This is a genomic window from Martinezella tropici (assembly GCF_008370325.1).
GTDB classification, from domain to species: Bacteria; Pseudomonadota; Alphaproteobacteria; order Rhizobiales; family Rhizobiaceae; genus Rhizobium; species Rhizobium tropici_B.
Window position 1 is genome coordinate 44,435 of the sequence record NZ_VNIP01000001.1, and the last position, 13,880, is coordinate 58,314.

Sequence of the window (13,880 nt, forward strand, 5' to 3'; positions counted from 1 at the left end):
AACTGCTGTTACAATTCCCGGCGATTTTGCAAGATTAGCCGGCTGAGAGCTTTCCTTAAAGTTTAGCTGTCAAACATACCTGTCGGCAGGCCGTCCATGCTGAAGCTATTCTTCTCGCGCCGGTATTCTTCAATGCCTTCAGGACCCTTGGCTTTGGCCCACTGATCGAGGCTCGGCCTCTCGCCTTCATAGGAAAAGAGCGGCACGCCGAAACCGCAGGACGTTTGTACGAGATCGAAGTCCAGCCGCACGATCTGCCGCGCGCCCAACGGCTCTTCGTCCGCATAGTGATCGTGCAGCAATTCCCGATATTCCGGCGACGATCGATGGATGATCCGCCCGCGGCCGTAAAGGCGCAGGATCATCGGCGGCCCTTCGACGGCACAGAACATGATGGTCAGCCGGCCGTCGGCCTTCATATGGGCCGAGGTCTCGTTGCCGCTGCCGGTGCGATCGAGATAGATGGCTGCGTTCGGGGAGATGATGCGCAGGCACAGTGTTTCGCGCGGCGAAACATTGACACGGGAATCCGATGTCGCCGATGCCGTGAAGAAGATGTGCTGCCGCGCGATGAAATCGCGCAGCCGGTCGTCGATGCTGGAAAACTGCTTTGCCATGATAACTCCTCCCGGTCCCTGCGAAAGGACGGCCTGAAAGCTGGATCGCCCGTCAGTGCCTTGCAAGCCCGGTTCGCGTGGAAAACGTCGTCAAGCGCTGTAGCGATCCAGAAAATCCTCCGCTGAGAGGGCGCGGAAATCTGCAAGCGCCGTGCGCAGGCGGTCGTGATCCCAATCCCACCATGAGAGCTTGTCCATGCGCGCGCCGACCTCGGGTGTGAAACGCTCGCGGATCAGCTTGGCCGGCACTCCGCCAACGATCGAGTAGGGAGCGACATCCTTGGAAACGACCGCACCCGCGCCAATCACGGCGCCATTGCCAACCGTGACACCCGGCAGGATCGTAGCGCCATGGCCGATCCAGACGTCATGACCGATGACGACGCGGTTGTCGCGCCGCCAGGTGAAGAACTCGGTCTCCATATCGGCATCCGGCCAGTAGTCGGCGGCGCGATAGGTGAAGTGATGCAGCGTCGCGCGCCATGTCGGGTGGTTGGTGGCGTTGATGCGCACGGCCGCGGCAATGTTGACGAACTTGCCGATCGTCGCGCACCAGACCGCGCCATCCTGCATGATGTAGGAATAGTCGCCGATCTCGACTTCATCTATGCGGCAGCGGTCGGAGACCTCGGTGTAGCGGCCGAGCGTCGAATTGTTGACGCTCGCCGAAGGGCTGATGAAGGGCGTCTCGCCCAATTTGCGGTTCACGCGGCGACCTTTCGCGGCGAAAATTGCGAGACGTCGAGAATACGGCTGCCGACGGCCTCGCGCACCTCTTCGTCGTGGAAGATGCCGAGAAGGGCGACGCCCGCCTGCTTCTTCTGTTCGATCATCTCGACGACGACGGCCCGGTTGCGGGCATCGAGCGAGGCCGTGGGCTCGTCGAGCAGCAGGATGGCGTGGTCGGTTATGAAGCCGCGCGCGATGTTGACGCGCTGCTGCTCGCCGCCCGAAAAGGTGGCGGGCGGCAGCTGCCAGAGTTCCTGCGGCAGGTTCAGCTGAGCGAGCAGTTCCGCAGCCCTGTCGCGGGCCTCGGTCATCGACACGCTGCGTGAAAGCAGCGGCTCGGCAACGACATCGATGGCAGCGACGCGCGGCACGGTGCGCAGGAACTGGCTGACATAGCCCATGGTCTGACGACGGACGTCGAGCACGGTGCGCGGGTCGGCGGTCGCAAGATCGACGATCCTGCCCTTGTGCGTCACGAGGATCTGGCCGCTGTCGACGGCGTAGTTGCCGTAGATCATCTTCAGCAGCGAGCTCTTGCCGATGCCGGACGGCCCGCCGAGCACGACGCATTCGCCCGAGGCGACGGAGAAGGAGACATCGGCGACGACGGGCAGGCGAATGCCGTCGCGCAGATGCATGGTGAAGCTTTTGAAGACTTCGGAAACGACGAGTGGGGTTGCCATGTTTGTTCCTCAGACCTGCAGGATCGAAGAGACCAGCAGTTGCGTATAGGGTTCGCGCGGATCGTCGAGCACGCGGTCGGTCAGACCGTGTTCGATCACCTGTCCGTCCTTCATCACCATCATGCGATGCGACAGAAGCCGGGCGACGGCGAGGTCGTGCGTGACGATGATCGCTGAGAGGCCGAGATCGTTGACGAGGCCACGCACGAGATCGAGCAGGCGGGCCTGCACGGAAACGTCGAGGCCGCCGGTCGGCTCGTCCATGAAGACGAGGCGGGGGCCGGTCACCAGGTTGCGGGCAATCTGCAGGCGCTGGCGCATGCCGCCGGAGAAGGCGCGCGGCTGGTCGTCGATGCGGTCGGCATCGATCTCGACCCGCTCCAGCCAGTCGAGGGCCGTATTGCGGATGTTGCCGTAGTGGCGGTTACCGATCGCCATCAGCCGCTCGCCGACATTGGCGCCGGCCGAAACCGTCATGCGCAGGCCGTCGGCCGGGTTCTGATGCACGAAGCCCCAGTCGGTGCGCATCAGGAAGCGGCGCTCCGCTTCGTTCATGCGGAACAGGTCGCGATAAGTCTCGTCGCGCATATGATATTCGACGCTGCCCGTCGTCGGCAGTAGCCGCGTCGAGATGCAGTTGAGCAGCGTCGTCTTGCCGGAGCCGGATTCGCCGACGATGGCGAGAACCTCGCCGGGCCAGAGTTCGAAGGACACATCGCGGCAGCCGATGCGGCTGCCGTAGAATTTCGAGATGTCCTTGACCTTGAGAAGCGGTGAATCACTCATTCGGCAGCCTCCTTGCCACCAGGCAATCCATCGGATGCCAGCCCATTTGGCGCCAGCCCATTTGACCCCAGCATAGGGCCGGCATGGCCGTGAGCACGACGGTCCTCGCAGAAATCGGTATCGGAGCAGACGAACATGCGGCCGCCCTTGTCGTCGAGGATCACCTCATCGAGATAGACCTGCTCGGCGCCGCAAAGCGCACAGGGCTTGTCGAAGCGCTGCACTTCGAACGGATGGTCCTCGAAGTCGAGACTGACGACTTCGGTATAGGGCGGCACGGCATAGATGCGCTTCTCGCGGCCAGCGCCGAACAATTGCAGTGCGTCCGAGCGGTGCATTTTCGGATTGTCGAACTTCGGCGTCGGCGACGGATCCATGATATAGCGGCCGGCGACCTTGACCGGATAGTCATAGGTCGTGGCGATGCGGCCGTTGCGGGCGATGTCCTCATAGAGCTTCACATGCATGAGGCCGTATTCTTCGAGCGCATGCATCTTGCGCGTCTCTGTCTCGCGCGGCTCCAGGAAGCGCAACGGCTCCGGGATCGGCACCTGATAGACCAGCACCTGGTTCGGTCCGAGCTTGGCTTCGGGGATGCGGTGGCGCGTCTGGATGATGGTCGCCTCGTCCGTGCGGGTGGTGACGGCGACATTGGCGACCTTCTGGAAGAAAGCGCGGATGGAGACGGCGTTCGTCGTGTCGTCGGCACCCTGGTCGATGACCTTCAGCACGTCCTGCGGGCCGATGATCGATGCGGTCACCTGCACGCCGCCGGTGCCCCAGCCGTACGGCATTGGCATTTCGCGCGACGCAAAGGGCACCTGGTAGCCGGGAATGGAGATCGCCTTCAGAATGGCGCGACGGATCATCCGCTTGGTCTGCTCGTCGAGATAGGCGAAATTGTAGGTGGCGAGTTCGGTCATTCGGCTGCCTCCGTCATGGGATCCATGCCGCTTTGGCGAGCGGCCTCGAAATCTCGGCGCATGCGCCGCACCAGGTCGAGCTCGGCCTGGAAGTCGACATAATGCGGCAGTTTCAGATGTTCGACGAAGCCGGTCGCCTGCACGTTGTCGGAGTGGGAGATGACGAATTCCTCGTCCTGAGCCGGCGCAACGATGTCTTCGCCGAGCTCTTCGGCCCGCAGCGCCCTGTCGACCAGCGACATGGCCATGGCCTTGCGCTCGCTCTGTCCGAAGACCAGGCCATAGCCGCGTGTGAATTGCGGCGGTGCTTTGGCCGAACCCTTGAACTGGTTGACCATCTGGCACTCGGTCACCTGTATCCGGCCGAGCGAGACGGCAAAGCCGAGCTCCGGCACCTCGAATTCCACTTCCACTTCACCGATGCGGATTTCGCCGGTGAAGGGATGGTTGCGACCATAGCCGCGCTGCGTCGAATAGCCGAGCGCCAGCAGGAAGCCTTCGTCGCCGCGGGCGAGCGCCTGAAGGCGAAGGTCGCGCGTCATCGGGAATTCCATCGGCTCACGCGTCAGGTCGCCGATTTCGTGATCGACAGGCATGGTGCCGTCGCCCTCGATCAGGCCTTCCTGGCCGAGGATTTCCGACACGCGCATGACGCGGCCGTCTTCTGCGGGACGCTCCATGGGCTCGTCCACCGGCTCGTCGGTCAGAAGGCTTGGGTCGAGAAGGCGGTGCGTATAGTCGAAAGTCGGGCCGAGAAGCTGGCCGCCCGGCAAATCCTTGTAAGTCGCGGAGATGCGGCGTTCGATCTTCATCGCCGCGGTGTCGAGCGGCTGGGAGTAGCCGAAGCGCGGCAGCGTCGTGCGGTAGGCTCTGAGCAGGAAGATCGCCTCGATCATGTCGCCGCGCGCCTGGCGCACGGCGAGTGCGGCGAGCGTGCGGTCATAAAGCGAGGCTTCGGCCATGACGCGATCGACGGCAAGCGCGAGCTGCGCCACGATCTGGTCGATGCCGACGGCCGGCAGCGAGCGGTCGCCGCGACGACGGTCGGCCAGCAGCCGGTGAGCATTGGCGATGGCGGCTTCGCCGCCCTTTACGGCAACATACATATGTTACATCTCCGTCGCGGTGATCTTGGTAGTGCGCGGCAGGCAGAGGAACTGCCGGCCCGCTGTCAGGACGAGATCGACGCCGCGCGGGAAGAGGGCGCGATTGTCGTTCCAGATGCGCAGCAGCGCATCCGGCAGGCCGATCGGTGCGATCATGTTGATGTCCTTGATGCCTGGGCCGGAAAGCGCCAGTTCCTTGCCGCCTTCCAGATTTTCGATTTCCAGCACGATCGTCGTCGAACGATCGGGATATTCCTGCGTGCCGATGCCGAATTGGCTGAAGGAGGAAAGCGCCATGCCGGCTTCGACAAAGGCGAAATGCGCCTCCAGCCTTTCCGGGATGACGGGCGCCCCGGTGTGGAAGGCTAGCCATTCCGGCAGGCTCGATCTTGCGAGGCTGGTGGAAAGCCAGACCGGCGTGTCATGGTCGCAAAGCGTGAGCCCAATCGCACCGGCGGCGATGCCGAGCGGCGCCGGCGGCGCGATATCGGCCGCAACGGTCTGCAGGGTTCCCGGATGCGCCATGGCGTCCATCGTCATCTTGAAGATGCTCTGTGCGTCGAAGACCGGGTCGCTGAAGCCGCCCGTCAGGGCCTCGTTGCCGAAGGTCGGGGTGTTGAACAGGCTCATCAATCTTCTCCGCGAACCATGGTGAAGAAATCGACGCGCGTCGCCGCCGTCTCTTCGGCGCGCTTGCGGTCATATTCGGCGATGCGCCCGGCGACCGGCTGCAGGATCGCCTTCTCGACGAAGTCCCTCGTGGCCGATTGCTGCCACAGGCCATCGAAAATGGCGGAAAGCCTGGCTTTTTCCCGGTCGGTACCGAGGGCATGCGCATGACCGATGGTGCCGGATGCCAGCCGGACGGTGGCGCGTGTCACCGTGACTTCACCGAGATTGAAAGGGGAGCCGCCGCCGCCGATGCGGCCGCGCACCATGACGAGCCCGGTTTCCGGTCCGCGCACCGGCTGTGCAGTCGGCTTGCTCGGCAATGCTTCCCAGGCCGCCTCTAGCTCGTCGCGTTCGGCCTGCGCCAGTAGATCGGCGACGCGCTTGCGTTCCCGACGCTCCTGAGCGGCCGCTTCCTGCCTTTGTGCTGAATTCATCGCGCCTTCCTTTAAATGTCTATTGATATAGACAACCATACAAGATAGTCTTATATCTATTAGCGAGTCGTGACAAGCGTGTGACAGGGCGAGTGGGCGAGATGGCAGGGCAGAAGATACAGAGGCAAACGGGCGTAGCGCTCTGGCGGCAGATCGCCGACCGGATTCGCACCTCGATCAATCACGGCGATTTCGACGAGACAGGCATGGTGCCGCCGGAAACGATGCTGGCGCTGCAGTTCGGTGTTAACAGGCACACGATCCGAAGCGCGCTGGCGGCACTGGCACAGGAAGGCATCGTCCGGGCCGTGCAGGGACGCGGGACGCTGATCGAGCGCAAGGAGCGGCTGAGCTTCCCGATCTCGAAGCGAACGCGGTTCTCGCAAGGGATCGGCGACCAGGTGCGCGAGACCCGCAGCGTCCTGCTTGCTACAGGCGAAGAGGCGGCGAGTGTGGAATTGGCCCGGCAGCTCAAGATTAGAACCGGTGCTCCCCTCGTGCGGCTGGAGACGCTCGGTCAGGCGGATCACCGACCGGTATCGCGCGCCACCAGCTGGTTTCCGGCGGATCGTTTCGGCGATATCGCCGAGATCTACCGGATCACCGGATCGATCACCAAGGCATTCAAGGAACTTGGCGTGCCGGATTACGTCCGCGTCGTCACCGAGATCACCGCGACCCATGCCGACGAAAGCGATCTCGCCGATCTGCAATTATCCCCCGGCGCCATCGTGCTGGTCGCCCAGGCGCTCAACGCGGATCTCGACAATGTCCCGGTGCAATATTCGATTTCCCGCTTTGCCGCCGACAGGGTGCGCTTCACTGTCGAGAATTGAGAGTGGGGATAGCCCCTCATCCGGCCTCGTGAGCTTGCCGAAGCGCGTCGCAATCCCATAGGAATCGAAAATTTTAGAAGAGGTAGTCCCCTCTCCCCGCAGGCGGGGAGAGGGCTAGGGTGAGGGGCTTTCTAACCCAAATAGATTGCGCTCAATGTGCGCCGGACATGTCGCCGAGGACTTCCTTCGAGGCGACGGTGGAATCGGCCTTGAGCTTGTAGACCATGGGTACGCCGGTCGCGAGGTTCAGCGCCAGGATCTGTTCCTTGTTCAGGCGGTCGAGGACCATGACGAGCGAGCGAAGCGAATTGCCATGGGCGGCGACCAGCACGTTCTGGCCGGCGAGCACGCGCGGCAGGATTTCCGTCAGGTAGTAGGGCCAGACGCGGGCGCCGGTATCGCGCAGGCTCTCGCCGCCCGGCGGCGGAACGTCGTAGGAGCGGCGCCAGATATGAACCTGCTCTTCGCCCCACTTGGCGCGGGCATCGTCCTTGTTGAGGCCGGAAAGATCGCCGTAGTCGCGCTCGTTCAGCGCCTGATCCTTGATCGTTTCGAGGCCCTGCTGGCCGATTTCGTCGAGGATGATGTCAAGCGTGTGCTGGGCGCGGGTGAGATCCGAGGTGAAGGCGATATCGTACTTGATGCCGTAGTCGGCCAGCGCTTTGCCGCCGGTCTTGGCTTCTTCGATGCCGAGCGCGGTCAGATCGGGGTCCTTCCAGCCGGTGAAGAGATTCTTCAAATTCCAGTCGCTCTGGCCATGGCGAACGAGGACGAGAGTACCGCTCATAAAATTTCTCCTTGATAGAGCAATTCCAGGAAAGGTGCGTAGCGGTTTTCCGTCAGGAATTGCGAGACAATAAAAGGCTGGAGCGGACCGGCGTTGCGTGTCGATCCGCTCCGGATCGGATCAACGTGTGGAAAGCCCGAGAACATCGAGCATGGAATAGAAGCCGGGTTTCTTGTCGCGCGCCCAGAGAGCCGCCTGCAGCGCGCCGCGCGCAAACAGCGACCGGTCGCCGGCATTGTGCGAAAGCGTCAGTCGCTCGCTTTCGCTGGCGAAGATCACCGAGTGATCGCCGACCACGCCGCCGCCGCGCAGGGTCGCAAAGCCGATCGTACCGGCCGGACGCGCCCCCGTATAGCCGTCGCGCACGCGCACGGAATTGTCGTTAAGATCGATGCCGCGGCCCTTCGCGGCCGCCTGGCCGAGCAGCAGTGCCGTGCCCGAGGGCGCATCGACCTTATGCCGGTGATGCATCTCCAGCACCTCGATATCCCAGTCGTTCGAGGGGAGCGCCCGCGCCGCTTGTTCGACAAGCACGCTCAAAAGGTTGATGCCGAGGCCCATATTGCCCGATTTGACGATGCGGGCATGGCGCGCGGCTGCCGTGAACTTCGCCTCATCCTCGTCCGAGCAGCCGGTCGTGCCGATGATATGGACGATGCGTGCCTGCGCTGCCAGACCGGCAAAAGTGACGCTGGTTGCCGGCGTCGTGAAATCGATGACGCCTTCGGCATGAAGGAAGGCGGCAAGCGGATCGTCGGTGACGGGAACGCCGATCGGCCCGAGCCCGGCGATCTCGCCGGCATCCTTGCCGATGAAGGCGGAGCCGGGACGGGCGACCGCGGCATGCAGGGTTACGCCGTCGGTGGCGTGGATGAGGCGGGTGAGAGCCTGTCCCATGCGGCCCGCCGCGCCAACCACCACCAGCTTCATCGCATCGTCGCTCATGTCGTCTCTATCGTCTATTTGCGGGAATTGCTTGAAATCGCCGGTAGCTGCAGGTTGTTGAGCCGAGCGTAGAGGCCATTGTCGGCGGTCGCAAGCGTCTCGTGGTTGCCCTCTTCGACAACCCGGCCGTTTTGCATGACGACGATCTTCTCGGCGCGGATCACAGTCGACAGGCGGTGCGCGATGACGACGACGGTGCGGCCGCTCATCGCTTCTTCCAGGGCTTTCTGCACGGCCGCTTCGGATTCCGTGTCGAGCGCCGAGGTCGCCTCGTCGAGAAGCAGGATCGGCGCGTTGCGTACCAGCGCGCGGGCGATCGACAGGCGCTGGCGCTGACCGCCGGAAAGCGTCACGCCGTTTTCGCCGACCGGCGTCTCGTAGCCCATCGGCTGCGCCTCGATGAAATCATGGGCATAGGCGAGGCGGGCTGCTTCCTCGATCTCGGCATCGGTCGCTTCCGGGCGGCCGTAGCGGATATTGTCGCGGATCGTGCCCTCGAAGAGATAGGGCTGCTGCGAAACATAGGCGAGCTGTTCCCGCAGCGACTGTTTCGTCACATGCGCGATATCCTGCCCGTCGATGAAGATGCCGCCGGCCTTGGGATCGTAGAAGCGCGGAATGAGGTTGATGACGGTGGACTTGCCGGCGCCGGAAGGGCCGACCAGTGCTGTCGTCTGCCCGCCCTCGGCTGAGAAACTGACGCCAGACAGAACCGCCTCGTCGCCATAGGCGAAATGCACGTCGCGGAACTCGATGCGAGCCTCGGTCACCTTAAGCGGCTTGGCATCCGGTAGATCGCGCTGGCGCGGTTCCATGTCGAGCAGTTCGTAGATCATCCGCGCGTTGACGACCGCGCGTTCCAGCTGCACCTGCAGCTTGGCGAGACGTCGCGCCGGATCATAGGCGAGCAGCAGCGAGGTGGCGAAGGAAAAGAATACGCCCGGCGAGACGTTGTCGTAGATCGAGCGATAGGCGGCATAGGCAAAGAGGCTGGCGATCGCAAAGCCGGCGACGGTTTCGATAAGAGGGCCGTTGCGCTCGGAAAGGCGGGCGATGCGGTTCTGCCGGTGCTCGGCTGCGGTGATCAGCTTGTTGATCTTGCGCTCGAGCTCTTCTTCCATTGTGAAGGCTTTGACGATGGAGACGCCTTGAATGGTCTCCTGCATAGCGCCCAGCACGTGGCTGTTCAGGACGATCGCATCGCGCGTGGCGGCGCGCAGGCGCTTGGAAATATAGCGCAGCGCGAAGAAGAGAGGCGGCGCGATGACGACGAAGGCAATGCTGAGCACCGGATCCTGGAAGATCATGACGCAAAGCAGGGCGATGAAGGTCAGAAGGTCGCGTGCCGTCGACGTGATTGTCAGGTTCATGACGTCGCGGACGCCGGAGACGTTCTGGCTGATCCGGGCGGCGAGCTGCGCGGAGCGGGCTTCGCTGAAGAAGCCGACCGACAGCGTCATCAGATGCGAATAGAGCCGGCGCTGGTAGCGGGCGATGATGTTGTTGCCGATCTTCGACAGGATGACCGACTGGAAATATCCCGCAAAACCGCGCACCACGAAAACGAGGAAGATGCTGAAGCAGATTTTCCAGGCATCGACGATATCGCGGGCGATGAAGGCGCTGTCGATGACCGATTTGACGATGTAGCCGATGTAAGCGGTCGAAAGCGCAACGAGGACCAGACAGGTAATCGCGATGGAGTAGCCGCGAATGTGATCGCGGCCGTTCTCAGCGATAATACGCTTCAGCATGCCGGTAATGGCTTCGCTGTCGACGCTTTTGCTTTTCGGGTCAGGCAATTTCAATAATCGGCTTCCTGTCTTGAACCAAGCGCGCCGCATCTGGCACGTGCTTCCGCGGCTCTATTAAAGAGTTAGCACGGCTTTGGCTAGACATGGCCTGCCGGGCTGGTTAAGGCCGATCACGGAGCCAGGCCCATTATAGCGGAAGCCGGCGCCTTCAAAAAGGCATGGCACACCGGGTTTCAGCGCGCCATGCGCTACCTGGGCAAGCCGGTTAACGCCGCCAGCGACGGCCCTCCGTGGCAAGGCCGAAGCTCTTGGGCTTGCGGGCATAGGTCGCAAGGCCGGAAAGCGCCGCCAGCGGATTGATGACCACATGGGTCGGAATCGTCTTCATCATTTCCGTGTGTGGCGCCTTGTCCTCGAAGGCGGCGCGGAACTCCGGCTTCTGCAGCGCCGGCAGGATCTTTTGCGGGATGCCGCCTGAGAGATAGACGCCGCCGCGCGCCATGAAGACCATGGCGATATCGCCGGCGACGCGGCCGAGATAGGTGACGAACAGCGTCAGCGTCTCCTCGGCCTGGGCATTGGTGCCGGCAAGGGCGTGGTTGGTGATGTCAGCCGGTTCCTTCAGGCTGGGCTCGATGCCGTCGGCCGCGCAAATGGCATGATAAAGGTTCTGCAGACCACGGCCGCAGATCACCTGCTCGGCCGAGATGCGGCCTTCGATGGGTTCCAGATGCGGCCAGATCTGCAGGTCGCGTTCCGTGCGCGGCCCGAGATCGATATGCCCGCCTTCGCCCGGCACAGGCACCCATTGATGCTGGGTATGGACCAGGGCGCCGACGCCAAGCCCGGTCCCCGGCCCGAGTACGACGCGCGATGCGGTCATATTCCCGGATGCTTCGCCGATGGTCTGGCGATGCTCGTCGGAAATCTCGGCGATCGCCAGCGCCTGTGCCTCGAAATCGTTGATGACGAGCACGTCCTCGATGCCGAGGTTGGCGATCATCGTCTTCGGACGGATCACCCAGTCGCAATTTGTCAGCGGAATTTCATCGCCCTGAACGGGACCGGCCATGGCCAGGATCGCGGCGCGGGGCCGCACCTTGCTCTTTTCGAGGGTCAACTTGATCGCATCGTCGATCGTCTCGAAATTCGCCGTCTGCACGACCGGAAAATGCTCCGGTTCTGAGCCGGCATCGGCAAGGATCGAGAAACGCGCATTGGTCCCGCCGATATCGCCGATCAGGATGGGAAAAGGCGGGGGGGCATCGCTGTGATTGAGCTCGGGCATGGACAGGTCCGTGATCTGCCGCCGGCAAGGCGGATTAATGGTTCAGTGTTTTGATCAGCCGCTCGGCGGTGGATTCGTTGAGCGCCATCGGAATGTCGTAGAGAACGGCAAGCCGCGTCAATGCCTTCACGTCGACGTCGTGGGGCAGGGGCGTGAGGGGATCGATGAAGAAGATGAGCATGTCGATCTCACCGGTGGCGATGAGCGCACCGATCTGCTGGTCGCCGCCAAGTGGCCCGCTTTTCAGGCGGGTGACCTTGAGGTCGGGGCAGGCATCAAGCACGCGGCCGCCCGTCGTGCCGGTCGCAACGATCTTCCAATCGGCAAGGGCTGCCTGGTGGCTCCGTGCGAACTCCGCCATCGCATCTTTTTTCTGATCATGCGCGATCAAGGCGATGCATTTGCTGCCGGCCATGAAATCCTTGCTCCACCCACTGCTTTCAATCGATTTATCCGCCTTCTATACCAAGGAGGCCAGTTTTAAAAGACTGCACCGGCAAGGAGGTTTCCGGCCTCATTGCTGCGGGATTTGGCCGGGCGGCGTGTCGCCGGAGACAGGTCCAGAGACTGGCAATGCGTCCGTTTCGGCTTCTGCATCGGCAGCTTTGGCGCCAAAGGTTGCGGCGCGAGCCGATGCGACCGATGGTGCCGCCACTATGGCCTGGCAGGCCTTGGGCAGATCGGAAACCATGACCTCGCGCGGCTTGACCGGAGGTTTCGTGCTTGGCTTTGGTTTCGCCCACGGTTCGGGTCCGAACCACCAGGCGAGCGGCTTGTCGCAGCCGTCGCCGGCGGCGACCGGTGCCTGACCCGTGCAACCCACCGAACCGGTGGGGCAGCTGAGGCGGATGTGGAAATGCGAGTCGTGCCCATATTCCGGCCGCAGCTTGCCGAGATTGGTGCGATCGCCCGTCCAAGTCTCGCACATCTTCTTCTTGATCGCCGGGTTGACGAAGATGCGCTCGACTTCCGGATAGCTCGCCGCCCGCATCAGCAGGCGGGCATGCGCCGGCGTCCAGACCTTGTCGTTGATCGTCAGGAACTTGTCCTTGGCCAGCATCGAGGTGAAGGGCAGGGCTTCGCGCTCGTCGGCCGTCATCTTGCGCCGTGGCATCGGGGTCAGCCAGACATCAGCATCGAGGCCGATCTGATGCGAGGCATGGCCGTTGACCATCGGGCCGCCGCGCGGCTGTGAGATGTCGCCGACGAGCAGGCCCGGCCAGCCGTCATTCCTGGCCGCATCGCGCGATAGCCGCTCCAAGAGGCCGATCATCTCAGGCCGGCCCCAGCGACGATTGCGCGACAGGCGCATGGCCTGCCATGTCGGGCCGTCGGCGGGCAGCGCAACCGCGCCGGCAAGGCAGCCCTTGGCATAAAAACCGATCGACTGCGGCGATCCTTGCGTCGGCAGCGTCACGGCTCCGAAAACCGCCTTGGCGCTGCCGGGCGAGGGGGTAGCCTGCTGCGCCAGCGTATCGCCGGCGACAAGACCCATTCCGATCATGGTCGCGAAAGAGAATTTGCCGATCGTTCGAAAGGCGCGATCCAGAAGTGAAATCATGCATATCCTTGATAGGCGGTCGGCGTCATCCCAAGTGATTATGCCGAAGTGATTTGCGGCGAGATTATCTTGAAAAAGGATGGAAGTTAATCCGCGGCATTACTGCTGGCCGACGAGCGACCGCCTTCTCATGACTGCATGGTCGTTTCGAGCCGATCAATTCGCCAGAATTTCAGCCGTCTTGCGAATGCGCGACAGTCGCGGCAATACCTTCGTGCAGGCAAAGTCCTGCATTTCTTGCGAGAGGGTCGTCGCTGCGTCCTCGGCGACGATGACGGCATAATTTGCCGCGTAGGCATCGCGCACGGTCGCTTCGACGCCGAAATTGGTGGCGACGCCGGTCAGGATCAGTGTTTTAATGCCGCGGCGTCGAAGCTGCAGATCAAGTTCCGTGCCGTAGAAGGCGCTCCACTGACGCTTGAGGATGGCGATATCCGGCGTCAGCGCGGCGATTTCGGCGGGTGCCGCAAGCGCCGCCGCCGGCAAGCCGCCTGGGGGAAGCGGGAAGGTTTCGTCGACGGGCTGGTTGACAGCGTCGGCATAGTCCGGGGAAAATCCAACCGTTACAAAGACAGTGGTCCCACCGTCGGCCTTTAGCTTGTTCGCGATGGCGACCGTGTTGGCGATGATTTGTGGGGCAGTGTAGGGCGCGAGCGGCCTGTTGAGAACCAGGCTTTGCAGGTCGATGGAAATGAGAGCGGTGGTCTTGGGATCGTAAAGTGACATCTTGGGAGCTCCAAAAAACATGAGGGAATCCTC

General features: G+C 62.8%; 16 protein-coding genes. 1 reads left to right on the forward strand and 15 read right to left on the reverse strand.

Going from position 1 to position 13,880, the window contains the following annotated elements; translation table 11 throughout:
• Positions 1–62: 62 nt before the first annotated feature.
• The 8 genes from FP026_RS00195 to phnG form a co-directional block, all read right to left on the reverse strand.
• Complete coding sequence (locus FP026_RS00195; RefSeq protein ID WP_149632642.1) at positions 63–617, reverse strand: pyridoxamine 5'-phosphate oxidase family protein; 555 nt, start codon at positions 615–617, stop codon at positions 63–65.
• Between the two features lie 90 nt (positions 618–707).
• Complete coding sequence (locus FP026_RS00200; protein ID WP_149632643.1) at positions 708–1,325, reverse strand: DapH/DapD/GlmU-related protein; 618 nt, start codon at positions 1,323–1,325, stop codon at positions 708–710.
• The gene (phnL, locus tag FP026_RS00205) at positions 1,322–2,029 is read right to left on the reverse strand and encodes a phosphonate C-P lyase system protein PhnL (protein WP_149632644.1); all 708 of its coding nucleotides are present in this window, start codon (positions 2,027–2,029) and stop codon (positions 1,322–1,324) included. The genes FP026_RS00200 and phnL overlap by 4 nt, the downstream gene beginning before the upstream one ends.
• Before the next feature lie 9 nt (positions 2,030–2,038).
• Positions 2,039–2,815: a phosphonate C-P lyase system protein PhnK gene (phnK, locus tag FP026_RS00210; protein WP_149632645.1), complete on the reverse strand. Its 777-nt coding sequence runs from the start codon at positions 2,813–2,815 to the stop codon at positions 2,039–2,041.
• Complete coding sequence (locus FP026_RS00215; protein ID WP_149632646.1) at positions 2,812–3,738, reverse strand: alpha-D-ribose 1-methylphosphonate 5-phosphate C-P-lyase PhnJ; 927 nt, start codon at positions 3,736–3,738, stop codon at positions 2,812–2,814. The genes phnK and FP026_RS00215 overlap by 4 nt, the downstream gene beginning before the upstream one ends.
• Entirely contained in the window at positions 3,735–4,844 is a 1,110-nt protein-coding gene (locus FP026_RS00220) for a carbon-phosphorus lyase complex subunit PhnI (protein WP_149632647.1), read from the reverse strand. Before FP026_RS00220 ends, FP026_RS00215 begins: the two co-directional genes overlap by 4 nt.
• 3 nt (positions 4,845–4,847) lie before the next feature.
• Positions 4,848–5,474, reverse strand: coding sequence for a phosphonate C-P lyase system protein PhnH (gene phnH / locus FP026_RS00225; RefSeq protein WP_149632648.1), 627 nt, complete (start codon positions 5,472–5,474; stop codon positions 4,848–4,850).
• Positions 5,474–5,950 carry a phosphonate C-P lyase system protein PhnG gene (gene phnG, locus FP026_RS00230; RefSeq protein ID WP_149632649.1) on the reverse strand — a complete coding sequence of 159 codons (477 nt, stop codon included), beginning with the start codon at positions 5,948–5,950 and terminating at the stop codon, positions 5,474–5,476. Before phnG ends, phnH begins: the two co-directional genes overlap by 1 nt.
• Before the next feature lie 101 nt (positions 5,951–6,051).
• Between phnG and phnF the strand changes: the two genes are divergently transcribed.
• On the forward strand, positions 6,052–6,786 hold the full coding sequence (gene phnF / locus FP026_RS00235; RefSeq protein ID WP_149632650.1) for a phosphonate metabolism transcriptional regulator PhnF: 735 nt from the start codon (positions 6,052–6,054) through the stop codon (positions 6,784–6,786).
• 151 nt (positions 6,787–6,937) lie between these two features.
• On the opposite strand, the gene FP026_RS00240 is transcribed toward phnF, so the two are convergent.
• The 7 genes from FP026_RS00240 to FP026_RS00270 form a co-directional block, all read right to left on the reverse strand.
• Complete coding sequence (locus FP026_RS00240; RefSeq protein ID WP_149632651.1) at positions 6,938–7,573, reverse strand: 2,3-bisphosphoglycerate-dependent phosphoglycerate mutase; 636 nt, start codon at positions 7,571–7,573, stop codon at positions 6,938–6,940.
• 120 nt (positions 7,574–7,693) lie between these two features.
• Positions 7,694–8,518, reverse strand: a complete 825-nt coding sequence (dapB, locus tag FP026_RS00245) for a 4-hydroxy-tetrahydrodipicolinate reductase (protein ID WP_149632652.1) — start codon at positions 8,516–8,518, stop codon at positions 7,694–7,696.
• A gap of 14 nt (positions 8,519–8,532) precedes the next feature.
• Positions 8,533–10,272: an ABC transporter ATP-binding protein gene (locus tag FP026_RS00250; RefSeq protein ID WP_432444077.1), complete on the reverse strand. Its 1,740-nt coding sequence runs from the start codon at positions 10,270–10,272 to the stop codon at positions 8,533–8,535.
• Between the two features lie 265 nt (positions 10,273–10,537).
• Positions 10,538–11,560, reverse strand: a complete 1,023-nt coding sequence (locus FP026_RS00255; protein ID WP_149632654.1) for a glucokinase — start codon at positions 11,558–11,560, stop codon at positions 10,538–10,540.
• Positions 11,561–11,594: 34 nt separating this feature from the next.
• Positions 11,595–11,975, reverse strand: a complete 381-nt coding sequence (locus FP026_RS00260; protein ID WP_149632655.1) for a methylglyoxal synthase — start codon at positions 11,973–11,975, stop codon at positions 11,595–11,597.
• 99 nt (positions 11,976–12,074) lie between these two features.
• Positions 12,075–13,121, reverse strand: coding sequence for a penicillin-insensitive murein endopeptidase (mepA, locus tag FP026_RS00265; RefSeq protein ID WP_149632656.1), 1,047 nt, complete (start codon positions 13,119–13,121; stop codon positions 12,075–12,077).
• Between the two features lie 156 nt (positions 13,122–13,277).
• Complete coding sequence (locus tag FP026_RS00270) at positions 13,278–13,847, reverse strand: hydrolase (protein WP_149632657.1); 570 nt, start codon at positions 13,845–13,847, stop codon at positions 13,278–13,280.
• Between the last annotated feature and the right edge of the window lie 33 nt (positions 13,848–13,880).